Raw genomic sequence first — 25,587 nt, 5'->3', positions numbered from 1 at the left:
TGTGTTTTCTGCAAAATAACGCACGGCCGGGAATTAATTTTTTAAATTATACTAAAAAAAAAAACGATGTCAAGTCTTTTTTATTTCTCGACGACAAAACAGCCAAAGGAAATAGATCCCCGACTACAAATCTCGGGGATGACGGAGGGCAGGGATGACGAAAAAACGGCCAAAAAGAAAACAAAAAAATCCCCCGGCCTCAATAGCTGGGGGATCGTGTTTTCTATCCAAACGTTAAATTACTTTGTTTTCATGCAACATTTCTTTTACATTGTTAAATACGTTATCTACCGTAATTAAACGCATGCATTTGAAATGACCTTGCGGACATTTGTTGCCGCCATGTAAGGCGCAAGGCCGGCAATCCAAACCTTTCACCTCTAGCACGCGATGCCCATGCCCATACGGGAAAAAGCCTAATTCCTTAGTGGTCGGGCCGAAAATAGCCAGCGTGGGCACATTAAAAGCAGTAGCAATATGCATCGGACCGGAATCATTGGTAATAAATAATTTGAAATGGCCCATCAGTGCCATCAAATCGGCCAAGCTGGTCTTACCGCACAGGTTAGCGGCATGACCTTGGGAAAGCTGGCATAACTTTTCGCCCAAGTCCGCATCTTTTTGGCCACCGCCGATAATAACCGTTTGCAAGTGCAATTCCGTTTCAATACGGCTAATCAGTTCGACAAAATTTTCAAACGGCCAGCATTTGGTAGCCCAAGCAGACCCCGGGTGAATACCAATTAATGTTTTGCCTTCCAAATTAAAATCTTTCATCAAACGCGCCACGTTCTCTTCGGCACTGGGCGCATATTGCATGTTTAATTTTTCAGCTTTGAAATTCTCTTTCACAATTCCATGCAACAAAGATAAATTGCGCTCCGCATCGTGAATCATCCAGCTAAACGGAACTGTTTTTGTGTACAGGAACCATCCTTCGCTGGAGGTAAAACCAATCCGGATAGGCACTTCACTCAGCCACGCAATAAACGCACTTCTAAAACTGCGATGCGGTACCAGCAAAATATCAATACCGCTAGCTTTAATGGCTTGAGCCGTTTTCCATACACCGAAGATTTTATTAAGTCCCTTTTTATCATTTAGGATAATTTCGTCCACTTCCGGCATCGGACGGAAAATATCTTCCGTTTGCGGACGAGTGATGACCACAATTTTAGCTTCCGGGAATAATTTGGCCGTTTTTTGGATCAGCGGAGTGGTAAGTACGCTATCGCCAATAAAGGAAGTTTGGAAAATACCGATTTTATTTACTTTCTTTCCTTCCAGCTCCACATTTTTATAAGCCCAGTCTCCCAGTTCCGGCGCCGTGTATTTTATAGGTACATCCCACCCTGCTAACACCTCTAAGTAGCGTTGCAAGGTATGTTTTTCCAGTACCGGCGAATTTTTGCGAAATTTCACATATAGACGACGAGCAATTGGGTTTTTGCTGTAACGCAAACGGTTCGGAATTTGGCTAAACGCTCCGATTAACATGGTTTTGAACGTAGAGTGCAAATCCAAAAAGTGGGTAAAATGGCCGGCCCGCACCTGACGGACATTACCCCATAAACCCTTCTTGGCGACCATAATTTCGTCAATATCGGGGTGCCCCGCCAGCACTTGAGCAAACTGGGGTTTGACTAACAATGTGATATGGCTCTTAGGCCATTTGGCTTTCAAGTTTTTGAACACAGCAGAAGATAAAACAATATCTCCTAACGAAGACAAACGAACTACTAAAATTTTAGGCTGATTTTCGCTCATAATTTTTTACTGCCTCCATAATTTTTTGCGTCGCTCCCTTAAAATCGAGGGCCGTCTGACGAGCTTTGGTAGCCATATTGTCCAAAGCGGCCGGATCTTTGAGCAAACGCAGTACGGTATCTTTCAAATTCTCTTTATCTACTAAAATTCCCCCGCCACAAGACAGCAAGGCATGTGCTGTATCGGGCGTATTATAAAAGCTCTTCCCAAATAATACCACTTTTTTCAAAATGGCCGGTTCTAACAAATTATGCGCACCGCGCGGAGCAATACTTCCCCCCACAAAGGTCAGGGTCGCACAAGCATACAAAGATTGCAAAAACCCCATTGTATCCGCGCACACGATGGCACAATTAGCGGGGAAATTACCCTCGCTGACAAATCCAAAAGCAAACGGCCTTGCCTGTAAAGCGGCTTTAATTTCTTCTTTCCGCTCTAAATGACGCGGAGCAAAAATCACTTTTACGCCTTGTTTATTCCAGTCCGGCAAAGATTGCAAGATAATTTCTTCTTCTAGCGGATGCGTACTGCCACACACTAAAACAGGGCTATTTTGCCAACCTAACTGTTCGATAAGCGCGCGGGCTTCTTTTAACTTAGCCGGCTGATCATGTAAGGTGTCGTACTTTACATTTCCGCACACGACAATTCTGTCGGCAGGCAATCCTAAACTACTGTAACGCTCAGCGGCATCCTGCTCTTGCATAGTAGCCAGCACCACTTGTCCAAAGAGCTTAGCAAACAAGGGCCGCACCCATCGGTATGCCCGCGTACTTTTACGGGAAATACGGGCATTCAACAACATCACCGGCACCTGTGCCCGATGAGCCGCCGCCAACATATTGGGCCAAATCTCCCGCTCTACTACAAATAACCGATACGGTTGAGCATGGGCAATAAAACGCCGAACAAAAGGATAAAAATCAAGGGGTGCCAGCAATGCTTTGGTAATAGCCGGATTTTTGGCCGCTTCTGCTCGCCCAGCGGCCGTACTGGTGGTGACCATTACTTCCTTTTGGTAAAAATTTTTCAATTCATCAATCAAGCCGGCTACCGAACGCACCTCTCCCACGCTAGCGCAATGAATCCACAAGGCGCCTTGCGGAATCATATCTACCGGCTCCAATGCAAAACGTTCCCGAAGCTCTTGCTTTAAGGTCTTAAGCACGCGGCGCCGAGGTGAAAAAACAAACCCGAGTAGTACCCATAACGCCGCAAACGGAAACGCCAAATTGGTTAACAGCAATAAAAACTGTCCCATAAGAGTATTATATAATTTTGTCTTGCCTACACGCATCCTTTTAGGGCCTTTTTATACTTCTCGCGCCAAGGTGTAGGCGATTACTTTTTTCGCGCCGGCCGCCTTTAAGGCTTCCGCACACCCTTCCAAAGTAGCCCCTGTGGTGGCCACATCATCTATCAGCAGTACTATTTTCCCTTTTATATTAGCGGGCTGCTCACAACGAAAGGCACCCCGCATATTTTCCAAACGCCCCGCGCGGCCAAATTGTGTCTGGCTGGGAGTATTACGCACCCTTATCAAACAAGCGCTATCCACCGGCAAGCCTTGCAAATGTGCCAAGGCACGCGCTAACAGTTCCGATTGATTATACCGACGCTGTTTTTGCTTTTTAGGATGTAGCGGCACCGGGACCAACACCTGCACCTGTGCTAAATCCGGATATTTTTGCCAAGATACATTCATCCATTGCGCTAAATAATCCGCCAGGTAGGGTCTATCGGCATATTTGAAAGCATGCACCAACGGCCGAAGCACCGGATTAAATACTAAGGCCGAGCGGATGACCTTACAGGCATACTGTTTCCCTTTTGTTCCGCGGCAATCATAACAATGAGCCCCTCCATCCGGCAAAGGTTTTCCACAACGCAAACAATACAAAGGGCCCACGGGTTGTAATTGTTGTTCACAATCCTTACATAACGGATGCGTATTGTTCCATGACAAATCACAAGCGCAATGATAACAAGTATTAGGCAGCAGAATATGCAAACAGAAAGCCCGCACACGCTGCCATGGCTTAGAACTGAATAGTGAGGTTGGCCGCCAAGTTATAAGCGATGTAATCTTCTGTTTCCACATAATCATGATTGAGCCAGGTAATACCACCGGCCACGTTGAAACGTAAATTTTGAGATAATTCGTAATCCAAAGAAGATAACACGTCAAAAGAGTGATAATTGTCTTTTACTTCTACTGGAGAGGTCTTTTCTTTATAGGAAAAGGTAGTGTTCCAGATTACCCGGTTTGTGGCATTATAAATACGATTGATAAGGGGTAATTTTATTCCGCGCGGCAAATTAAAATCTAAACGAACGGTTAAACTGGGTGTTAATTCTTTACTGCTTTGACTGAGCTGATTAGCTACGAGTCGTTTTTCATAAGTACTATATACAAATTTGGGAGTAAAACGCCAATTTCCTAGATAAAAAGAAGTTTGGGCAGAGAAATCTTCTCCGTCAGATTTCTCCAAACTTCTATTCCATTGCAAATCATCTTGCCAGGAAGTCTTTTTATCATAAATAAACACGGTATCGAACATATTAAACAACATAAAACGCAAATCTCCGCCGTATTTACGTTCCATTCCTTTAGAACTGTCTATGGTATTAGTGGCGATTGCACTATAACGCAACTTGATATTAGTGGAACTCAGCCAGCTCCCGGCATAAAAGGCCTTCTCCAAATCAGAAATAGAAAATACCATATCCGGTAAAGTGAGGCTTTTGGTTTCAGACTGCGTACCGGTGCGGTTATTGCGCTGGCGGCTTTGTGTAAAGTTGTTGATGAAGGAAACGGTGCTCAAAGGAGCTAACACCCCGGTTAGTTCATACTCTGCCAGCGGCATCCAGCGTTGGGAAGAGGTAACCGTATCACGCAGTACCATATTCTGGCGTTGAGCGTAACGGCCGGTGCCGCTTAAAGAAGAACGAATCCACAACTCTGTACGGCTATCAAAGTCTGCGTCCATATCATTCCAAGAGTCCGCATCTTGCAAACGATAACTGGAAGAAATGACGAAGTTCTTAAACAGCTTGCTATTAGGCAAAATTTCATTTCCGTTTAATGTTAAGGATACGCCGCCGTCGGCATTACGGTTTACACTTTTTAATTCGCCGATATCAAAAGTTTTCTCGTCAGCCTTACCCTTGTTGAAAGTCTTGGCCGTCAGATTATTGGTTTCCGTGGTGGCTATAGTATAGCTGACAGATGGGGCCAGCCATTTGGTAATTCGCCAAGTACTGTTAAAACCGGCACTTTGATTCATGGCTTTGGGATAACGATGGAAATTGTCCGTATGTTCCAAATGTTGGCGACGCTCTTCCTTGCTTTGTTTCAAACTATAACTGGGGGTAATGTTAAAATTCTGATGTGGCTCATAACTAAACTTCACGTTCATACGCTGGGTTTCTTCTTGCGTGTTATAATTATTTTCGGAAACCAAATGCTGCTCTCTGTCGTAATGAATTTGTGTATCTGTGTAAGAATAACCGGCAGTTAAATTTTTGACGGTACGTGTGTTATGTTGCACTGTTACGGCATAGGTTTGGGCTCGGTCTTTACGCCGGCGTGCCTCATAATCTACTTGCTCCAAAGAATATTCCAATCCCACTTGCGGCAACTTGTCTTTAATGAAATCACCGCGCACGTTGGCCTGTTGGCGCTCCACTTTTCCTTTGTCTAAAGAACTCACCGTATTATAGGAACTGGTATCTGTTACATTGGGTGTTACTATTTTGCTGCGGTTTAAGTTTGCCTGCATGGGGAAGTATTTAATACGATTCATCTTTAAGAAATACTCTTCTTCCGTGCTTTCTTGGTTTTTTGCTACGGTCAGAGGAGTTTCAAAGTTTTTGTCCATATATTTATACTTTGCTCCGACACTACCCCATTGGTCCAGTTTTACTACCCCGTCTACTTTGTAGGCTTCTCCGCGGGTTGTGACAGACTCGGCCAAGTGAATCATATTCAGCCACACTTCGCCACTTGCATTACCACCAATATAGGCTGTAGGATCTGTTGTATCAGTAATTGCCGGATCAGTAATAACTTCAACACCAGCCATAACCATACTAACTTTCTTAAAATTCATCAGCCCCCCTGCACTGCGTTGGTGGCTTACCCGCACGCCGTACGACGCATCTGACATATTTTCAAATGAATCCGGAACGCCGTCTCCGTCACTATCTTTCATTTTAAGTGAGATTAAACGCCACATTCCGCGCGTACCGCCATATCCTAAAGGCACTATAATCTTGTCATAATTGTCATCCGTACCCACCTTCATAAAAAACTCGCCTGTATCCGTATTTTTACTATATAACAAAAACCGAAATTCTTTATGTTGCGTAAAATCCATGGAGCTAAAATTACGATTTGCAAACATTTGATCTGTCTGGCTGGCTGTTATATCTTTATAAGTCAAACTCAACGCTTGGTCCATTACATTAGCCGTGTCATACTTTTCCCGGTAATTAGACATGGAACCGTATAAATAGTTAAATACGCGCACCCCATCTCCGCTACCCGGGGAGAAGATAGGAATATAATTGGTATTTTCTACGTTATTAATGCCCGACACAGCAAATTGTGACGGCTCTATCCCTTCTTGCGGATGCCACGCCGTACCTGCCAAAGACACATTGGCAATTTTTACCGTACCTTTCATCTTGCCATTGTATTTCAAGGTAATACGCAAATGCCGCACCGCCGTCCATCGGCCATTGTTTTTATCTTCTTTGGAAATAATCAGCGGTGTGGTAAAAGTTTGCCAACCGTTATAAGCTAATGTATTATTTACACCGGTAATATCAGTAGAAGGATTATAGTAGCCGAAATGCCCACCGATACCGGCTTCTTCCTCATCATATTTACCGTTTCCGTTCAAATCTTGGCTGTCAATACGTCCGTTGGGCTGGCGCTGCGGGTTAAATGGATTGTGTACAAACGGATTAAAACGCTGTAAGGTTCCATCGGGGTTAGAAAACCACCATCCTACGTCCTCATTCGGAGCTAAGGTAGACAAACAATTGACATCTTCCGTTTTAGGGGATGGAGTCCTGGGGTTACACGCAGTGTACATACCGTAACCGTTTGGCACCAAACCTTGCGGAACTTGACTCGGATTGACGCTATCGGAACGCTCGCTGATGTTACCAAAAGTGATATCAATTTTAGGAGCACCAGTATTTTCCGCCCCTTCCCCTAACATGGTGAGGGCAAAAGAGGTTTTATCAGACAAGTCCACCCCGCTGGTGCTTAAGGGATAGACAAGTGAAATTTCATCATGATCAGCAAAGCCGCCATTGATTGCCTTACTAAAGTCATAGTTAATCACCAATACTTGTTGTTTTTCATTATAAGTACCGATAGCATTGGGATTGATTTCCAAAGAGGGCAAGTCTTGTGTGTCCCATTGTAAGGAATCTAAAAAGGCAGGTTTGTCATTGGGGTTGGCGGCCACCGTCCAATCATAGAAAATCATACTGCCGCCGGTTTGGATATTGGTTTCATTCATACTATCTACCATGGCATATCCAAATGCGTTTTCCTTTTTCTCACTTTTAGCGATTTCCGCTCCGAAATCAACGGACAAATCTTGCGTAAGACGCACGTCCTTTGCGTTCACATCCGCCCCGTAAACTAACAAATCCTTTCCATAATTGCCTACTTGGGGCACCGTATCGGGCTTATCTCCCATTTCTTTCAGTACGGTAGTACCCAAACGGATTTTATCAAACAGTTTGTAATCTAAACGTCCCCCCATAATGGAATTATTAGAACTGGAACCGTCTGTTGTATCATACGTAATATCAATAACGGAACTATCTGTGATTTCTTCCCCTTTGTAGAAAGTGATATAACCCGAAGTATAATCTATGTAGTAGTCGTTATTGCGTTGCAATCGCCGGCCGTTTAATTTGACTGTCTCAGACTCCACTACAATCCCGGCCTCAATAAAATACGTCTTCACATTAGAAGTATATTCCACTTGGAAGGTGCGGTTTTTAGAGGAGGTAGGCGTAGGATTATAAAGTCCCATATTATCCTTCATAATATCGTGTAGCTCAAAAATACCTTTCTCAAAATCCATATCAATCGTAGTTGGATAGACTTGAGGGGGAGTGCTATAAGAGCCAACTTCCTGCCCGTTGGCATCTAACAACTGTAAAATAAAGTTTCCTTTTCCGTTATCATGAGTAATTTGTTGAGCGCCCACACTATAAAATCTTTTGATTTCCATTCGATATCCTAATTCGGTATCTGAATAAACAGAACGGTCATTAGGTGTTTTAATAACATAGGGTTGGTTTTGGTCTGGGCTGAGCCAAGTACCATTCATATTACGGTAGTTGACGGCAATCATGCTGGCTGCTTGTTGCGGGCGGGCAAATTCAATAATTCCGCGGCTGTAATCTACCGTATAGTCTGTTCCGCGGGATAATAATTTGAATTTAGAGGTTGGGAATGAGGTGCCGGTACCATAATCGCGAGGCGTCAAAGTAACCGGGATATAATCCCCACCGGTAGTGTTTGTATCCACATAAATTTCTTCAGAGCCCGGAGCAATATTACCCATATCGCTCTGCCACTGTGGATTGGACCCCGGCGGGGTGTTGGAGCCAAATGTCAAATCATAATAAGTACGGCGTATGTAATTTATATCCTTAATGGACACCCTTTCGAAAACACTGCTCCCTACAAATTGCTTTTGCTTACTGGAACCTTTTGTTTGACTGCCGATAATATGTAAATCTAAATTTTTATGTTGCAAATGCATTTTGGCCCCGAATAATTGCTTTTCATAAGCAATAAATTCCGTTTGGGGTAACGACAAATTAATATCTCCAAATTCCGCCAGTTGCACTAGTTCACCGGGTTTACCGCGATAGGCCACTGAAATTGTTTTTTCTTCCTTTCTCTTATCGTCATAGTCAATATCTACAAAAATGCGGTCCAAAATTTTCCCCTGCATTTTCAGTTTCATCTCTTGCTGCATTTCAACGTTACGCACATTGCGTTCTTCAATATCATTATTGGCATCTTGGGAATAGCGTTTGGCATCGAGCTTAAAGCCCACCATATATCGACCGGTCAAAGCTACATTGGTACCGTATAACGGCAAGGAAAGGGTAGGATTTAATAAGGTCAAATCCGGAATGGGTTCGGGTTCTTTATCCAACGCATAATCCCCGTCAACGGCAGTTACGGCCTGTCGCCAGAATTCGTTGGTATATTTAAGCAGCTGGGCATCATCGGGAGCTTCTTCTATCTTTAGGGCTTGTTCCCGCTTGGCCCGTTGTTCTTCTTCAAAAATATCATACTTATCGGTATCAACCAACCGATACGGAAGTGCTTCGGCCTGCAAATACGGGCCGAAGAGCAACTGACAAGCTAAAACCAAGCACAAAACAGATCGTGCGGTTTTCATAGGCAACGATGAAACCTCATAATTTCATTTTATAATATTTCTGTCTATATGCACTGGCTTACAAAACCGCACCCGCCCGCCTTTTGAACGGTTTTTGCGGTCGGACGGGCCGGATATTTGTTAGAATAACCATAATGATACACCTAAAGCGTCCGGCCATTTTTACGGTATATATTGCTAAAAGCCTGCTGACTTTTTTTGTAGGGGTGGTGGGTATTTTGACTTTTGTTATATTCATGAAGCAATTCATTTCTATCATGAATATGGCCATGACTTACGGTACCAGCTGGACTTGGATTATTTCTTCTTTACTCAATATTTTGCCGGATGTGTTCACCTTGGCAGCGCCTATGGCATTTCAAATTGCCATTTTACTTACGCTCACTAATATGAGCGAACATGGAGAATTGATTGCGCTGCGTGCCGCCGGATTTTCTTTTCGGGAAATCGTACGTCCCATGTTGTTTTGCGCTATTGGGCTGAGCATATTACTTTTCTTTTTAGGGAACTGGTTAAGCCCGCGCAGTTACAAACGCTTTTTAGACCGGCGCGATGAGGCCCGCCAAAAAATTACCAAGGTTACCCTGGAACCCAAAACATTTTTAGATTTAGGCGAATGGGATTTATACCTCGAAGAACTGGATGATTTGACGAAACTTGCCAAACAGATCCACCTTATCAGGAAAAAAGATGCCGCTTCCCTAAGCACTAAAGTAAATGCCAGCACCGGTAAAATTATTCTCACAGACCGTGCGATTGGTCTGCAACTCAAAGACGGACAGATGCAACGCATCAATGCAAAAGATCCCACCTCCATCATTGCGGCAGACTTTGATTCCTACACCATGAGCATTTCGCTAATACGAGATCATCGCCGACGTATGCGGGTAGGAGAATTGACCACTACCAAAATGCTGCGCATACTAAGACGGGGGTTATTGACACCGGAACAAAAAGCGGAATATCGCTCGGAAATCAGCATGCGCAATGTGTTGGCGTGGGCGCCTATTTTGCTATTATTTGTCAGCTGTCCGCTGGGGTTTTCTTTAGGAAAACGCTCTAATAAAGGATGGGGAATGTTGTTTAGTGTCATTATCATTTTTGCCTTTTACTTACTGATGACTTTAGGGCTCAGCTTAGGCAAAAAATATGGGGTACTGGCTTATATTGCCCCGTGGATACCCTACGCAGTGGGCATAGCGGCGGCACGATATTTGTGGAAAAAGAGGTTAAATATATGAGCCGCTTATTTGCCTATATTGCCAAGAAATTTTGGGGGCCTTTTTTCTTCGCTCTAGGTGTATTTGCCACCTTGGTGGTATTGGGCGATACATTTGAAAAATTAAAAACTTTAAGTAACGGCTCGGCCACTTTGGGTTCTATTTTAACTTACTCTTTACTTAGTTTCCCTAACTGGCTCACCACCATTATGCCGGTGGCGTGTTTACTGGCCTCTATTTCAGTGGTGTCTGAAATGGTGGCTAGCGGGGAATGGACGGCTTGCGTGGCGGGCGGTTTTGCTCCGCGTCAGTTGTTCAAACCGGTTATTGTGTGTATTATATTAGTAGCCGCAACCACCATGTTTGTGCAAGAATTTATCGTACCGCCGCTTAATCTGAAGGCAGACATTTTGTACTACACCAAAATTAAACCGGACGCCGATTTTAAACTCAACACGGAAGCGGATGTGGCAATCAAATTATCCACCGATCAAATGCTTTTTGCCAAATGGGTAGACTTGGGAAAAGGTCTTATGGTTCAAGTATCCATTGATACGTATGACCAAAATTGGGACATCGCTTCCCAATTAGTTGCCCAACGCATGGTATGGGATAAAGATCAAAAACGCTGGATTTTATACGACGGTACGCAACGCACTTTTTCCAAGCAAACTACCACGCAGGATGAGCACTTTGAGCAATTGCCTTCCCCTATTACTTTACCGCCGCAAGATATGTCCGTGAGCAAAACGGAAGGAAAATTATTAAGCATTCGGGAACTAACTAAACGGATCGCCTTCTTTAAGAGAACTGGCCTTGCCCATACACCGCAGAAACGGAGCGCCAGTCTAAACTGGCTACTCCGTTTGTCACCCTACTAATGTGTCTGCTGGGGATGCCCTTTGCCATTAGTACCCGACGCAAAAGCAAAATCCTCAACATTATTGCCTCTATGGTGATTGCATTTACCTTCTGGTGGTTAATCAGCATGATCACATCAGTAGGCGAAAACGGCTATATTAATCCGTTCCTAGCCGGTTGGGGACCGGTGTTTGTGTTCGGCGCCGTCGTCTTTTTTGAATTTAAGTGGCTGAAGTTGTAAGAAGAAACAAATTACATTTCGTACCAATCTCCGATACAATTTCCCTTTTTCAAAGACAGTCCTTTACAATAAGTGGCCTTTGTACTATTTGTAGCTGTTCTACAATATATTTTATTAGCAGATCCTTTTCCAGCAGAAGCCCAGTCTTCTAGCAAATATTCTACACCCCCGTATTGAGCATCATCGCCTGTCAGACCATATCCTTGCGCCTTTGCTCCGAAAGAAACCGCCACGGTATGAGTTGCCGAGCCATAGGTTAACGTAAGTAGTTGCAAACAAAATCCCTCCGGGCCGATTTTATAACCGTTACCAGTCGACCATAGATGCGCGCTACAGGTACCGGTAACCGGCAAATCTAAACCCAATTCGTCTAACGTGGTGGCATAACTACCATTCTCTAAATAATACGCTTGTTGTGCGGTAACGACAGATTTAAGTAATACTTGCATTTTAGCTAAATCAGCTTTTTGTACTGCTTTGGTATATTGCGGCAGGGCAATGGCGGATAAAATGCCAATGATAAGGACGACGACGAGTAGTTCAATGAGGGTAAAACCGACACAATGTGTCGCCCTGAAAGTGTCTTTGTTCAGGGCCTCAGCCTTATTAAGTTGTTGAGATGCTGAGCAAAAACATCTCAGCATGACGTGTTTTTTGTGGTAATTACAATGCTGTCGTCCTGAGATGTTGTTGCTCAGGACCTTGGCCTCTTTCGTGTTGTTTAATAAGGTTGAGATTCCCGATAAAAACATTCGGGAATGACTGGGAACGTGACATTGGCCATGACATATACTATGTTTGTTGTGTTTCATAACTGGCTCCTTTTTTCTGTTTTGAAACCCAACAAAAACGGCTGCTATACTCGAGTCTCCGAAACGTTACCCTTGTACAAACAGCCGTGGTTTGCCACCCAAAGGTGACAAACACTCGGCACCTCACATCCAAGGGATCAGCTCGGATATGCGGTGCCTAAAACGACTGCTTTTGGCGTTTCGGAGTGCTTAATTAAGCAAACCCGCATTCTGCATGCGGTTCCAAAAACAGATGAAATTGTATACTACCCTATTAGTATAACAAATTTATGACAAAAAACCCTGCCTTCTATATCAGGCAGGGTTTTTACATATCTTATTATTTATACGCCGAAATACTGGCGGCCGGCTTCAATAATTTCCAGCAAATGCTTTTCGGCCACAAAGGTCTCTGCATAGAACTTTAAAATATTTTCCGTTCCGCTGGGGCGCACCAAGAACCACGAATTTTCCAAATATACTTTAATCCCGTCGGTATCGCGTACGCGCAACACTTTCTCGCCGGCGACCTCTTTTAAGTCTGCCAAATCTGCCGCTTTGAAAGACTGCACTTTTTTCTTGGCTTCTTCATTGGTGGGTACGTCCACACGCGTATAATAAGGCAAGCCGTACTTTTGCGTTAATTGCTCATACAGCGCGGCAATATCGCCACATTTAGACGCAATTTCCAGTAGTAAACAGACTGCCAAAATGCCGTCTTTTTCAGGCGTCCATCCGCTCAAACTCATCCCGGCACTTTCTTCTCCGGCCAAAATATAGCGTCCGTTCACAATGCCGTCCACGAAATATTTAAATCCGACATTTACCTCATCTATTGTGTATCCTTTGTCTGCCGCAATGCGGTCTAGCAAAGAGGTGGTGCCTAACGTACGGCCGATTTGCATACCGGCTTTCGGACTGCGCGTTTGAATCAAGTAATTAGCCAACACGCACAAAGCATGATTGGGTGGCACTAATCCGCCGGATTTGGTGGCACAACCAAAGCGGTCGGCGTCCGGGTCGCTGGCGCCGGCAAAATCATACGCTCCATTCTTTACCAGTTCAATCAGCGGTTTCATGGGATAGACAGAAGACGGGTCCATCCGGATTTTACCGTCGTGATCAATGGGAATAAAATAGAAAGTCGGGTCTTGGATCTCATTGACAATGTGCAAATTGTCCAGTTGATATTTTTCCTTAATGGCGCGGTAATAAGCCAAACTGGCGCCGCCTAACGGGTGAATCGCCGCCTTCAAACCTGCTTTTTTAATCGCGGCAAAATCTACCATTTTCCCCAATGCTTCTATGTAGGCGGTTACTAAATCCGGTGTGCTTACCAACCCTTGTTGGCGGGCTTGTTCTAAAGGCAAGCGTTTAATTAAGGTTGGATTTTTGAGATATTCATTGGCGTACTTGGCAATGCGACTAGTCAGTTCCGCTCCGGCAGGGCCGCCATTAGAAGGATTATATTTCAGTCCCATATCCTGCGGCGGATTATGGCTGGCCGTTCCGTTTAAACAGGCACTGGCGCGGCCATGGATAATTTCAAACGAAAAAACAGGCGTGGGCAACGGTCCTTCGGCCAGTAACACAGGCAACCCATTTCCGGCCAGCACCTCTGCACACAATTTCGCAGTATCGGCCGACATTAAACGACTGTCCCCTCCACATAAAATGGGGCCTTGTATTTTATCTTCCACATGAATTTGCGCGACTGCCTGTGCAATAGCTAATGCATGGGCGGCACAAAATCCTTTTCCTAATTGTCCCCGATGCCCCGAAGTGCCGAATTTAACAGGGGCCACTTCCCCTTCCGGCTTCCAAAACAACTGACGCATTTTTTCTACATCCATACGTTCTTTACATAATGTTCCTGCCAACGGACTGACCATACTTGCCTCCCAAAAATTATTTTTCACTTGCACAAAACGTCCTCTTTTTCTATGATATGATATGTAAGAAAATTAATCAAGAAGGAATTTTATGAAAAAAATAATAATCGCTTGTGTACTAATGTTGTCTTTCGCGTTGCCCGCCAGCGCCAGTATGAGTAGTGACTTTAAAGATCACTTTCACGGGAAAGGATTATCGGCTTACAACCGTGATATTGCCACCTTGCTCGGTCAGGCCGATTTCCATACCGGAAAAGCGGCCACGTTCCCCGGTTTTGATGTGGGGGCTACCATGACCGCCGTCAAAACTTCCGGCAGCAATTTTTCTAAAAAAGATTATTTCTATGCTCCTTTTATTATGGCAGAAACGGAATTGCCCTTTTTGGGATTAGGCGTGGCGGCCCGCGGCACCAGTTATGATGGGTTTGAATCGATCGGTGGCGGACTGAAATGGCATCAAACCGTAGCCGTGGTGAATTTATCGGCCGCCGCTTTCTATGACCATTATAAAACCGATTACTACGATGGGAACCATTATTCCGCCTCTGCTTCTGCTTCTGTCAATGTATTATTTGCCACGCCGTATGTGGGCATTGGATATGATTACAGCAGTCTAAAAGTAAAAGATATACATAAAAAGTCAGATGATGATGTAATCCGTTATACAGCCGGAGTTAACTTGCATCCGTTACCGTTATTCTATGTGTACGGAGCATACACCTATACGAAGTATAACCACGGCTTTCAAGGCGGCGTCGGGATTAACTTTTAAAGAATATGGATTTTAAAAAAGAACTTTCCGCTTATTTCGGAACGAATTGTTTGTTGAATGAATCCATGGCCTCACACACTACTTACCGTACCGGGGGGCCTGCGGAAGTGTATGTCTATCCAACCTCAAGGGAAGAATGGAGTTTTGTTCTTAAATTAGCCCGTACAGAAAACATCCCTCTTCGGATTATCGGTTTTGGTTCTAACATTTTGGTAGGAAGCCAAGGATTGCCGGGTATTACGTGTTCTACTAAACACATGAATCAATCCGCCGTAAAGGGCAACCGCATCACCGCACAAGCCGGTGTAGCATTAGATAAAGTGTGCGAACTGGCTGTATCCTCGGGGTTGGCCGGCATGGAAAAATTGTCCGGGATACCGGGTAGTGTCGGCGGAGCGGTTTATATGAATGCAGGGGCCTTTGGCCAAGAGACATTTGATTGTCTGGAATATGTGGAAGTAATTGATATGGAAGGCAAACCGGCCATGCTACTTAAACAAGATCTCCCTCATGCTTACCGCCACGTGGAAGGCATTGAAAATTATATTGTACTTAGTGCCGGGTTTTTACTGGAACAAAAAGATTTTTCTTCTCTGACCGAAACACGCAATTTAATTTTGCATAAACGCATTGAAAAACAACCGCTGGATTTACCGTCTGCCGGCAGTGTTTTTAAGCGGCCGGTAGGAGATTATGCCTCCCGTCTGATTGATGAAACAGGTTTGAGAGGTTTAAGTATCGGCGGGGCAAAGGTATCTGAAAAGCATGCCGGTTTTATTGTCAATTTTAATCATGCCACGCCGGAAGATATTAAAAATTTGATGGATGAAGTGCGCCGCCAAGTCAAAGATAAAAGCGGCATTGAGTTGGAACTAGAGCAAATTCTGTGGGGAAAGTTTGGCGCATAAAAATAAAATTGACGCGCCGCGCAGAATAAGCTACAATATAAGTACGGAAGAATTTAAGTCGTTGGAGTCGTGGTGTAGCCTGGTCTAACACGCTGCCCTGTCAAGGCAGAGACCGCGGGTTCGAATCCCGTCGACTCCGTATTTTAGTTTTAAGTTTATAGCATAAATCCCCGTTAGAGTTTAACTCCGACGGGGATTTTTTTGTAAACCACTCATAGCATGCAAATTTTGTCGGGTTTTTCTGCTTTTCTGTAAATATTCTCATTTTATGCTGACAAGGGTAGGTGGAAAGTCGTTCACTGCATATAGATTTGGAAAAATTGCTACAATATAAAAAATTTTCAAGAGAGAAAATTGTATGCATAATATTGCGGAAGAAATAACCGGCGAATGGCTACGACATATCAAAAAATGTGAATTTGTAGAATACAATGTCAAAGGACCTCATCAAACTGAAATCGATGTAATTGGGTTGAACATCATCAATAAAGAAATCTATGTTTGTGAAGTCGCCGCCCATATTCATGGATTGCAGTATGTGGATCCACAAAAACGCCGTCCCGATACAGAAAACCGTTTTATTCACAAATTTACAAAAGACCAAGAATATATTCAACAGCATTTTGACAATTTTACCAAGCATTATATGCTTTGGAGTCCCATTGTTAAATCTTCCAAAGAAGGCGCAAAATATGATGCTCTGAAATCTGTCTTAAGTGCCAAAGAAGTCCTGAAAAAGTCAGGCATTGACTTGGAACTCGTTATTAATGAACGATATTATGCTGCTATTCAGGATTTACGAAAAGAAGCTCTAAAGCAGACCCATGATTTGAGCAACTCTTCTGTGTTGCGGTACCTACAAATAGAAGAGTATCTCAATAAATATTTATCTATCAAAAAATAATTGTTAGCATAACCTTACAGAAGGTCGTTCTCTTATGGGTTATTCTCCAAGGATTTGTTCTTGCTCGTGCCAATCCGGTGTGCGAATAGAGAGCAATTTTTTGAGCGTACAATCGACAGGTTGCGTGCCGTTTAGGATAGAGCGTACGATTTTGGGCGATAAAAAACTCAAATTGAGGATCCGGCGCACATATTGCACACATATTTTTTCTCCATTGGCTATTTCTTGGGTAGTTTTTCCGTCTAATATTTCTTGATGCCAAGTATAGGCCTGGTGTAAGATTTTGATGAGTTCCTTGTTGGGTTGTTTTGTAGGTTGGACAAATTGCCCCACAATAACCTTGGCCCCATTGGCTACCGTTCCTATACGATATGTTTCCGTATAGGTGTTTTCATTTTTTAGTTTCTCTGGTTTAAGTGGAATCATATCTCTGTTCTCATAAATTGAGTTTAATAGTTCGGTCACTTGTTCTTGATATAGCGTGATTCCTATCTTGTTGAGATTTAACTTAATACGTTTAATTAGTTCTTTTTCTACATCCCGCGTTATCGGATATGATGGTAGCCGTTTGATAATTTCTTTTTGTTTGCTTACTCCAAACTGTTGGATATACGGATAAATTTTTGTTTTGTCTTTCAAAAACTCACTAAACCAATTATCTATAAACTGCTCCAATTTTTGGAGTGACACCTTACTGACTTTTCCCACTTTGCCCGGCTCTTTGCGGATAAGTGCTTGGCTCACATAATAGCGGTATATTTTACCGCTACTACCCGTACTCCAACTGGGGCTCATAGCGTTGCCTTTGTCATCATATAGTTTGCCAGACAAAAGGCTCTTTTTAGGATCATAATGTTGGCGATTAATGCGGTTATCAGCCATTACGGTTTGGACTTGCCCAAATAACTCTTGGGAGATTATCCCTTGGTGTTCGCCCGGGTACCATGTCCCCTTATGTCCAACTAGACCAATATATGCTTTATTACGTAAAATGCAGTTCAAGTTACCTACTGATAACTTCGTTCCTTGCTCTTCAAGCCACCCTTTTAGGAGTGTAGTGCTTTTCAGTTCTACATACTTTTGGAATATGTTAGTAACAAGTTTTGCTTTGTCTTCATCCGGGTATATCTTCTTATCCTTGCGGTAATATCCTAACGGCGGTTTGCCACCCATCCACATACCCTTTTTCTTACTCGCGCTAATCTTATCCCGGATACGCTCTCCCGTTACTTCACGCTCAAACTGGGCAAATGAGAGTAGCATATTTAATGTGAGCCGCCCCATACTGGTGGTGGTATTAAAATGCTGGGTGATAGACACAAACGAGGCATTATGCTTGTCTAATATCTCCACAATTTTGCTAAAGTCCATTAAACTACGGGTTAAACGGTCTATCTTATACACAACGATAATATCAACAAGGCCGTTTTGAACATCTTGGAGTAGGCGTTTTAAAGCCGGGCGTTCCATGTTACCACCTGAATACCCGCCATCATCATATTCGGTAGAAAGCAATTGCCAATGCTCATGCTTTTGGCTTTTAATGTAAGACTCGCACGCCTCCTGTTGGGCTTGTAAACTATTAAACTCTTGCTCTAATCCTTCTTCGGTTGATTTGCGTGTATAGATAGCGCAACGTATTTTCTTATCACTCATTTTTTCACTCCAAAGAATACCTTCCCGTTCCAACTTTTACCTGTAATGGCCTTGGCTACACCGGATAGGCTTTTATAGAGTGTATTCTCATATAGGTACCCATTGGTAACGATTTCTACTTCGTATTTAAGCCCTTGGTAGGAACGGATTAGTTTTGAGCCTATCTCAAGAGTAGCTTTGGGGCGTTTATCAGTAGTTTTAGCAGCTTGTGCCACTTCATGAAAAAAGCCAAGTGGAGAAATCTTCTCACGCTTGGCTTGTTCATACCACAACAGATATTTGATAATTAAACTTCGCCCAATTGGTGGTATAGGCCGGCCTACCAATTCCAGCCATTTTAACTCCAATTCCCGGGTGGTTAAATGTGTATAGTTTTGCATATTCGCTCCTATACACATTACCGCTTATAACGCCCTAGAAGTCAAGTTATATTATTTAAGTGGGAAAAACCCTTTGGCGATATTTTCTACTGTGAAAACAGACACCCAATCGTTCTGCCCTTCCAATAAGGTTTGCAGTTCTTGATAATTCTTCCGAAGATCCACATACCCCCCAAATGCTTCGGCCAATTTGTCGTTGAGTATTACTTTCTTCTTAACATCTTCGGCACGAACTATATCCAAAGAAATTCGGGGAATTGCCAAATAATCAGTAGGTTTCCAGCCATATTCTTCCTTCAAGGGAATTACAACTGTTCGCGCTTCTTTTGGAGCAAGAGGCTTTTCAAAATCAATAAATAGAACTCGTGGATTGGGTAATGAATCCTCCGTAGGGGCCACTAATCCCAATACTAAGAGTTTCTTTAGTGAAGAATTAGTTTTATTTTCTAATTTCATAGATAAGTTCTTACTATCTATGGCCTTGTCAGTTATGATAATTTTAGATAATTCTGTTTTAATTTTCTTAGCGGCAACAATAGCATCAATCGTATTCATCAATTCTTCTTCATATTGTTCCTTAGCCCTTTCCATTTTTGATTTCATGACCTGATCACTCCGAGATATTATTTGCTTGTAATTAAGGCCGTGCAAGGATTTTTGGAATGCTTTCTTAGCTTGTTCATCTTGCTCGTCATCGGTCATGATAACTCCATCAACAACGTGTTCCTTAACAGATTCCATGGCCAAAATACTGATAGAAAAGTTAAAATTTTCTTCCTTTTCTTTTGGTACGGACTGACTTACACGATCCAACGAGGCCTTATATGTTTCCGAAGTGCTACTATCTACCGTTGGTAATTTTTCCCCACAAGCAAAAATAAATAAACTACTCATCAAAACAACAAAAAATTTTCTATTCATAACCATTCTCCTTATTTTATAATGATATATTTTTCCAAAAAGAAATGACTTTGTTTACAATCATTTCCACAAATATCAGTCCAATCGCCAATAAAACCCCATGCATAGTTCCGGTAAAGCAAAGGCCGACAGCCAAGCAAATGCAAATACCTAGACGTAATTTAGAGTTTTGAGGCACCATAGCATGTAGTCCACCTACAATCAACAATACAAATACTCCGATCCCACCCACTAATTCCATAGTTATTCTCCTTTTATATCTTTGTAAAATTTTTCTACGGCCGGATTCGGCAAAATATCCGACTCTTGCAACGGTTTTTTGAGCCACAATCCGTCAACGGTGCGCACACGACTTAAGGCCACATAGGTTTGTCCGATACTAAAAGCTCCCTTTTCGCCCATATCCACATAAGCAGAGTCAAAAGTCATACCCTGTGCCTTATGGATGGTTGTGGCCCAGGCCAGTTGTAAAGGGAATTGGCAAAAATAATTTTCCATATCCGGTTCCTGACGGCCCGTTTTTTTGTTAAGTATCGTCTTATACCAAGTACAACAATGCACTTCCACTTCGCGATTTCCGGCAACTTCCACGGTAATACTTTTAATCGTCTTTTCCTTCACGCAGTTGATACTTTTAACCCGCCCCAACATACCGTTTACAAATTGTTTTTTCTCATCATTGCGTACAAACATAACCTTAGCGCCAATTTTAAGATATAGCACTTTGGGAGCAGGGCAATTACTTTCTTTCCAGTCATTGTCATAGCGACTGCTTTGAAAAGCCGAAATACGATATGTAGGTTGCGGCAACTTATCTAATTCGGTTTGATTAATTTTCTCCGCATCAATTTTACGCGCGCATAAACACACGGCTTCTTGCGGTCGTTTATCGGTTACCCGCTTGTTGAAATAAGCAAGTGCTTTGGTAAAATTCTCACTATTCGGAGATTCCAACGCGGCCAAATTACCTGTAAATTCCGTATCCGTTTGACGAAAAATTTTTGTAAAGAAAACATGCTTAAAATTCATTTCTTTCCAGCATTTGGCTTCAAACACATAGGAAGTTTCATAAGTTTCCTTACACTTTTGGTCTTGCTCTAAATTGGACTTTTCGTTCAGTACCGGGGCTAACTGATTCAAATCCCCCACCACAATAATTTGTTTATGGGCAAAAGGGCGTTCATCATCTAATACCTTCTGCAAACGCTCGTTCATTTTGTCAAAAATATCCGCCCGCACCATGGATATTTCGTCCACAACTAAAATATCCAAGTTTTTCCATGCAGTTTTTAAGGCATTGCGGTTAGCATAGTCCAACGGCGCATGCATATCTTGCGGGTTAATGTGAAAAAATGAGTGAATTGTTTGCCCGTGAATATTCAAAGCTGCAATACCCGTAGGAGCCACAAACATGGCAACTTTACTTTTGACATTTAAATGCGCCCGCAACCCTTTTAGAAAAGTTGATTTACCCGTTCCCGGCCTACCGTGAATAAACACATTATCCCCATGGTTAATATGATAAATAGCATCTTTAATTTCAGTTGTCATTTCCAAGTTAGAAGGCATAAGTTCCTTTGTCATAATAATCTCCTTATAAAGCGATATACGGCCAAAATCCTTTTAGAAAATCATAAGTATATTGCACATTAGCACCGCAAGCACGAGATTTTTGGATGATGTCGTTATCCGCGGTTACTACACAGACATCATGAGCATAGTTTTGCGTATGTTCGTAAACGGAATTCACGATTAGTTTGTCTGCTTTGTGGTTGGCAGAAAAAAATACGCTAAGTCCGCGCGGGCGGCTTATGGCACGCTTAAAACCGTCAAAGTAACACTCAATCGTGCGGGAAGTATCGGTATTAAGACCGGATAGATATTGAACCAATTGATTAGCCAAGCGGGCTTCTAGGTCAAAATTTGGCTTACCTTGCAGGCCGTAAGCCGAACGAATCACGTTGGAACCGTCAATGATAAGACTTGTCATATAATTCTCCTTAGCTATACCCTTTTGTTAAGGGTGATATTAAGATATGCCAACTATGGGATTACTCCCTACCGGGTGTGGCCCCCTACACTATAAGATTAAATCTGGCATTTTTTGACATTTCCCTATACAAATCATAGACACCAAGCTGTGAAATTCAATTTACTTGGCCAATTATGCTGCCGAGCTTTTAGATTCACTTACGGCACTTATCACGAGCTAACAAGCTCTTTTTAAGGTTATGAGAGTAAACCAGAAAGTTTAGGTTTCCAGCTATATGCGCCTACAAGCTAATATGCTGTTTCCGTAAAGCCTGTTTCTACCTGAAAAATCGGGGCAGATAGAAACCTATTTTGAGAAATCCGCGGAACGGGAACCATTTCTTTCAACGGTTGGACCCAACGCACAGTTGGCGGAGGTCTTTGCCCTAACAAAAGGCAGATTTCTTCTATTTCCGGGCTTCCTTTCGCAGCAGAAAGTTATCCCATAAACCGCACATAACTTTCTTACGCACTAAATATGTAAATACTTCACAACCTTAAATACCCTATCGGGATAATAAGCCAGTTCGTTTCCAAGTCGCCCTTCTGTAACGGACCGCCCCTGGCCCAACTACCTAGACAGTAACTGTTGTCTATACTACACCACGTATTTTTAACAAGGGCCCTATCCCCTGTCTTTCACAACGCTAAAATTATTTACCGGTATGCGGGTCTTCTCCGTATTTATTAGGGCCTTTTGTGCCAGAGAAGAGAAATAACCCAAGCCCCAATATCAAGTTAATTCCGGGGATAAGAGCCAACAAAATTATCCATCCGCTCCAACCGATATCGTGTAACCGTTTAATTTGAGTTGGGATCAGAGCTAATTGGGCTAGAAACATAAGCACCTGAGCTGCCCCTTCGCTACCTCGTCCATCGGATACCCCAGCAGCGAGTATAGCGGTTCCGAAAACTATCAGTATAAATGCCAACAAATATTGACGACGGCAAATACGTCCTTCCCAACTAAACAACTTCAACGCATTAACGAACATAATTTTCTCCTTGATTAAGAGTAAATGTAGGGCGGCGATCACACCGCCCAATTGCTTAATGGCAATGGTATATGCCAGTTCTATGGTCGTAATGGCAGCCCCAAGCATTTGTTCTGCCACTATGGGCATAAGCGGAAACCGCTGATACCGCAAATATTCCAATTACTGCGAGGAATAAAATTATTTTCTTCATGTGTTTCTCCTTATCTGATTAATGTGTCCTACACTTAAGGAGCCTATCTGGCGTTTTTTGACATTTTCCCTATACAAACGACACTTTAAGAGAAATTCCACACAAATAAAAAAGCCCCTTCACTTAAAGGGGCTTCCTGGCATTTTGTGACAATTCTCTATACAAACAATGATTTTTAAGGTATTCGCATATAAAAAATAAAGGCCCCTTATTTCGAGGGACCTTTTGAGTGTAAAAAACGATGGGGTTAGGATTTCTTAGTACGTGAGATTTTTAATGCTTTCTCGCATGCTATTATTTTTTCCTCAACATGTAATGCAAATTTTGGAAAAAATAGGGTCGGGAAAATATCATTAGGATGCAATGCTTTCTTGTAGTCTTCTAGCGCCGCTGCGTAGTTCTTAAGGGAAAAATAACACTCTGCGCGTTGATAATATGCATTATCGATATAGTTTCTGCCTAAGCGCACGACTGGCCAAATAAAAAAAAGTTCGTTTTTGGCCAAACATTGTCTATAATAATTTTCGAAACATTCACGAATGCTTGGGATATCTCTTTTATCATCTTTTTTAGTGTATATGGTATTCAAAGAAGGACCATCTTCAAATATCTCCAATTCTAATACCTCAAAAAACGATTCAAAAGCTAAATTCAAAAATTCTTTTTCTTTTTCCTTATTTCCGCATTTAGCATAGCATAGGGCCTTATTGGCAGCCAATTCTGTTATTGGCCCTGAAGATTGCAAGCAATTAAAGTGTTTTAACGCCTCCTGATAGCAACCCAATTTATATAAACACATCCCCTCAAAAAAATCAATGTTAGGATCAAAATTTTCTAATTTTTCTATGCAAGCTAATGCTTTCTTATATTTACCGAAATAACAATAGCATCGTATTTTTGAAAGGAGCTTTGTATTTGCGGGCATCTCATTCCTGCTGATCACATTACGTTTAATAGGATCTCTCCACTCACTAACCACCAAATGATCCCCGATATAATGACTACGAAACATTCTTTTGAATTCCACAGAATTAGATGCAGAACCTATTGAAACCATTCCAGTTTCGTAGGTTATTGACTCCCAACTTTCGCCAATTGCTATACTGTTGTATATGTCTCGCATATATCCGTTGAATAGGGGTTTGGAAACACAAGCTTGTTCGGGATCCAAGTCCATTGCTATTGTGTAATCATTTATAGCCTTTGTATATTCGCTACATTCCGCATACGCACGTGCTCTATTATAGTAAGCTGGAGCATACGTCGGATCTATCTTAATAGCTTTACTAAAATAAGGGATTCCCTTGGATCCCCGACTGGTCCGTAATGAATCATTATCATACGAAAACCAATTTGCCACATAGCATCCCATTTCATTTAAAATTGGTGCCGTTGGATGTTCTATACACATCCGATTATAAAATACAGAACGCATGTCGGGTTTTGTAGGAAATCCCAAATTGGCTAGTTTGAGACTTTGTTCGTCTTGTTTATCGAACCAATCCGCATATTCCAACGGAAATTTTTGAATTTGTCTTCTCAATTTCCACAATTCTCGAAACTGTTTGAGACTTTCCCTTTTGTTATAGTTCGTTGGCAAATGAGTCAAACGTTCATATTCTACCTGAAAACGAACTCTATTCAATAATTGTTGCCGTTCGTTAGGAGAAAGATCTTTGTAATTCAAATGCTGCTCGTACCATAAATATGCTTTCTTATACTTCTTTTGTCGACAGTAGTATAAAAAGATCCATACATAAATCCCATAAAAGAGACCTATTGGGAAAAACCATTTTTTAGCACTTTGTAATTGAGTATATTTAGCACAATCTTTGAGTGCTTTTTTTTCTTCTTGCTGTAACAAATATATTGAGGCTCTGTTTGCATATGCCACTGCATAATTTGGCAATAACCTAATGGCTTTAGTAAATTGAGCGATTGCTCTTTGATAATGGCCAGCCTTAGCCTCGAAAACCCCCAAATTATTATGTAAATATGGATCCCGTGGATATTTGGCAGAATATTTGGCAAAGTTCTTTAAAACCTGTTGAAGAGAAATATTAAATTCGTCTTGATATCTTTTCCATTCACGATATTTTTCCAACTCTATCAGATTGGCATAGAAAGCACTATTTTCTTGGGCACACTTATTGTCACTCCTAATTTGTTTAGTTGCTTTGTTCATGGCGCTATCTCCCCATATTATCTTCGACAGTGAGGGGCAGATTAAGCCATGTATTTCTTCAAGAAGTTTACTATGGTAGTAATGAGCTGCGGCATGTTTGGGACTCAAATGAATACACTTGTTGAACAGTTTTTCTGCTTCTCGGTTTAAATGGTCATTCTCTCTCCTGTCGAAAGTTCTTGAATATTGTCTTAATAAATAAACTCCAAGCCCTTTTAAGAAATATTCGTCCGCTGTTGTAGAGTATTTTGGAGGTTTAGATAATATATATTCGGGAAATCGTAATTTCAATTCTTTAATTAAATCTTTTTCCAAACGTGTAAAACTTTGATACCGTTTCTTGGGATCGGTAGCCAAACATTTCTTCAATAAATCGTTTCTTGCTATTTTAGTTTCGTCAAGAGAGGGTGAAGATGTAT

At 42.2% G+C, this 25,587-nt stretch carries 20 protein-coding genes and 1 tRNA gene; 7 read left to right on the top strand and 14 right to left on the bottom strand.

Annotated elements, in window-relative coordinates:
• Window positions 1–234: 234 nt before the first annotated feature.
• Genes waaF through IKN49_01375 form a run of 4 tightly spaced genes read right to left on the bottom strand, consistent with a single transcriptional unit; the run spans window position 235 to window position 9,218 of the window.
• A complete protein-coding gene (gene waaF, locus IKN49_01390; GenBank protein MBR3631711.1) occupies window positions 235–1,767 on the bottom strand; it encodes a lipopolysaccharide heptosyltransferase II in 1,533 nt (510 codons plus the stop codon).
• Window positions 1,748–3,028, bottom strand: a complete 1,281-nt coding sequence (locus tag IKN49_01385) for a hypothetical protein (GenBank protein MBR3631710.1) — start codon at window positions 3,026–3,028, stop codon at window positions 1,748–1,750. Before IKN49_01385 ends, waaF begins: the two co-directional genes overlap by 20 nt.
• A 51-nt stretch (window positions 3,029–3,079) precedes the next feature.
• The gene (locus IKN49_01380) at window positions 3,080–3,874 is read right to left on the bottom strand and encodes a ComF family protein (GenBank protein ID MBR3631709.1); all 795 of its coding nucleotides are present in this window, start codon (window positions 3,872–3,874) and stop codon (window positions 3,080–3,082) included.
• Window positions 3,807–9,218: a hypothetical protein gene (locus IKN49_01375; GenBank protein ID MBR3631708.1), complete on the bottom strand. Its 5,412-nt coding sequence runs from the start codon at window positions 9,216–9,218 to the stop codon at window positions 3,807–3,809. The genes IKN49_01380 and IKN49_01375 overlap by 68 nt, the downstream gene beginning before the upstream one ends.
• Before the next feature lie 134 nt (window positions 9,219–9,352).
• On the opposite strand from IKN49_01375, the gene IKN49_01370 reads away from it, so the two are divergent.
• Genes IKN49_01370 through IKN49_01360 form a run of 3 tightly spaced genes read left to right on the top strand, consistent with a single transcriptional unit; the run spans window position 9,353 to window position 11,540 of the window.
• Complete coding sequence (locus IKN49_01370) at window positions 9,353–10,459, top strand: LptF/LptG family permease (protein ID MBR3631707.1); 1,107 nt, start codon at window positions 9,353–9,355, stop codon at window positions 10,457–10,459.
• Complete coding sequence (locus tag IKN49_01365) at window positions 10,456–11,319, top strand: LptF/LptG family permease (protein ID MBR3631706.1); 864 nt, start codon at window positions 10,456–10,458, stop codon at window positions 11,317–11,319. Before IKN49_01370 ends, IKN49_01365 begins: the two co-directional genes overlap by 4 nt.
• Complete coding sequence (locus tag IKN49_01360) at window positions 11,292–11,540, top strand: LptF/LptG family permease (protein ID MBR3631705.1); 249 nt, start codon at window positions 11,292–11,294, stop codon at window positions 11,538–11,540. The genes IKN49_01365 and IKN49_01360 overlap by 28 nt, the downstream gene beginning before the upstream one ends.
• 11 nt (window positions 11,541–11,551) lie before the next feature.
• Here the strand turns inward: IKN49_01360 and IKN49_01355 are convergent, their stop codons facing one another.
• Window positions 11,552–12,184: a prepilin-type N-terminal cleavage/methylation domain-containing protein gene (locus IKN49_01355; GenBank protein ID MBR3631704.1), complete on the bottom strand. Its 633-nt coding sequence runs from the start codon at window positions 12,182–12,184 to the stop codon at window positions 11,552–11,554.
• A gap of 491 nt (window positions 12,185–12,675) precedes the next feature.
• Entirely contained in the window at window positions 12,676–14,223 is a 1,548-nt protein-coding gene (locus tag IKN49_01350) for a hypothetical protein (GenBank protein MBR3631703.1), read from the bottom strand.
• 91 nt (window positions 14,224–14,314) lie between these two features.
• Between IKN49_01350 and IKN49_01345 the strand changes: the two genes are divergently transcribed.
• The 4 genes from IKN49_01345 (at window position 14,315) to IKN49_01330 (ending at window position 16,807) form a co-directional block, all read left to right on the top strand.
• Window positions 14,315–14,995 carry a hypothetical protein gene (locus IKN49_01345; protein MBR3631702.1) on the top strand — a complete coding sequence of 227 codons (681 nt, stop codon included), beginning with the start codon at window positions 14,315–14,317 and terminating at the stop codon, window positions 14,993–14,995.
• A 5-nt stretch (window positions 14,996–15,000) separates the two neighbouring features.
• Window positions 15,001–15,903 carry a UDP-N-acetylmuramate dehydrogenase gene (gene murB, locus IKN49_01340; protein ID MBR3631701.1) on the top strand — a complete coding sequence of 301 codons (903 nt, stop codon included), beginning with the start codon at window positions 15,001–15,003 and terminating at the stop codon, window positions 15,901–15,903.
• 63 nt (window positions 15,904–15,966) lie between these two features.
• Window positions 15,967–16,042: transfer RNA gene (locus IKN49_01335), tRNA-Asp, on the top strand.
• Between the two features lie 219 nt (window positions 16,043–16,261).
• Complete coding sequence (locus IKN49_01330; protein ID MBR3631700.1) at window positions 16,262–16,807, top strand: hypothetical protein; 546 nt, start codon at window positions 16,262–16,264, stop codon at window positions 16,805–16,807.
• Window positions 16,808–16,846: 39 nt separating this feature from the next.
• Here the strand turns inward: IKN49_01330 and IKN49_01325 are convergent, their stop codons facing one another.
• The 8 genes from IKN49_01325 to IKN49_01290 form a co-directional block, all read right to left on the bottom strand.
• Window positions 16,847–18,463 (bottom strand): recombinase family protein, encoded by a 1,617-nt coding sequence (locus IKN49_01325; GenBank protein ID MBR3631699.1) that lies wholly within the window; start codon window positions 18,461–18,463, stop codon window positions 16,847–16,849.
• On the bottom strand, window positions 18,460–18,843 hold the full coding sequence (locus IKN49_01320) for a DUF2924 domain-containing protein (GenBank protein MBR3631698.1): 384 nt from the start codon (window positions 18,841–18,843) through the stop codon (window positions 18,460–18,462). Before IKN49_01320 ends, IKN49_01325 begins: the two co-directional genes overlap by 4 nt.
• A 51-nt stretch (window positions 18,844–18,894) precedes the next feature.
• Window positions 18,895–19,764 carry a hypothetical protein gene (locus IKN49_01315; protein MBR3631697.1) on the bottom strand — a complete coding sequence of 290 codons (870 nt, stop codon included), beginning with the start codon at window positions 19,762–19,764 and terminating at the stop codon, window positions 18,895–18,897.
• Between the two features lie 16 nt (window positions 19,765–19,780).
• Window positions 19,781–20,005: a hypothetical protein gene (locus IKN49_01310; GenBank protein ID MBR3631696.1), complete on the bottom strand. Its 225-nt coding sequence runs from the start codon at window positions 20,003–20,005 to the stop codon at window positions 19,781–19,783.
• Window positions 20,006–20,007: 2 nt separating this feature from the next.
• Window positions 20,008–21,348 (bottom strand): AAA family ATPase, encoded by a 1,341-nt coding sequence (locus tag IKN49_01305; protein ID MBR3631695.1) that lies wholly within the window; start codon window positions 21,346–21,348, stop codon window positions 20,008–20,010.
• Between the two features lie 10 nt (window positions 21,349–21,358).
• Window positions 21,359–21,754, bottom strand: a complete 396-nt coding sequence (locus IKN49_01300) for an NYN domain-containing protein (protein MBR3631694.1) — start codon at window positions 21,752–21,754, stop codon at window positions 21,359–21,361.
• A 694-nt stretch (window positions 21,755–22,448) separates the two neighbouring features.
• Window positions 22,449–22,919, bottom strand: a complete 471-nt coding sequence (locus IKN49_01295; GenBank protein MBR3631693.1) for a DUF805 domain-containing protein — start codon at window positions 22,917–22,919, stop codon at window positions 22,449–22,451.
• A gap of 311 nt (window positions 22,920–23,230) precedes the next feature.
• On the bottom strand, window positions 23,231–25,525 hold the full coding sequence (locus IKN49_01290) for a tetratricopeptide repeat protein (protein ID MBR3631692.1): 2,295 nt from the start codon (window positions 25,523–25,525) through the stop codon (window positions 23,231–23,233).
• Window positions 25,526–25,587 lie beyond the last annotated feature (62 nt).

The organism is Elusimicrobiaceae bacterium (genome assembly GCA_017528825.1).
Classification (GTDB): Bacteria; Elusimicrobiota; Elusimicrobia; order Elusimicrobiales; family Elusimicrobiaceae; genus Avelusimicrobium.
Note: the sequence above shows the minus strand (reverse complement) of the source record. Positions and strands in the feature narration are given on the sequence as shown.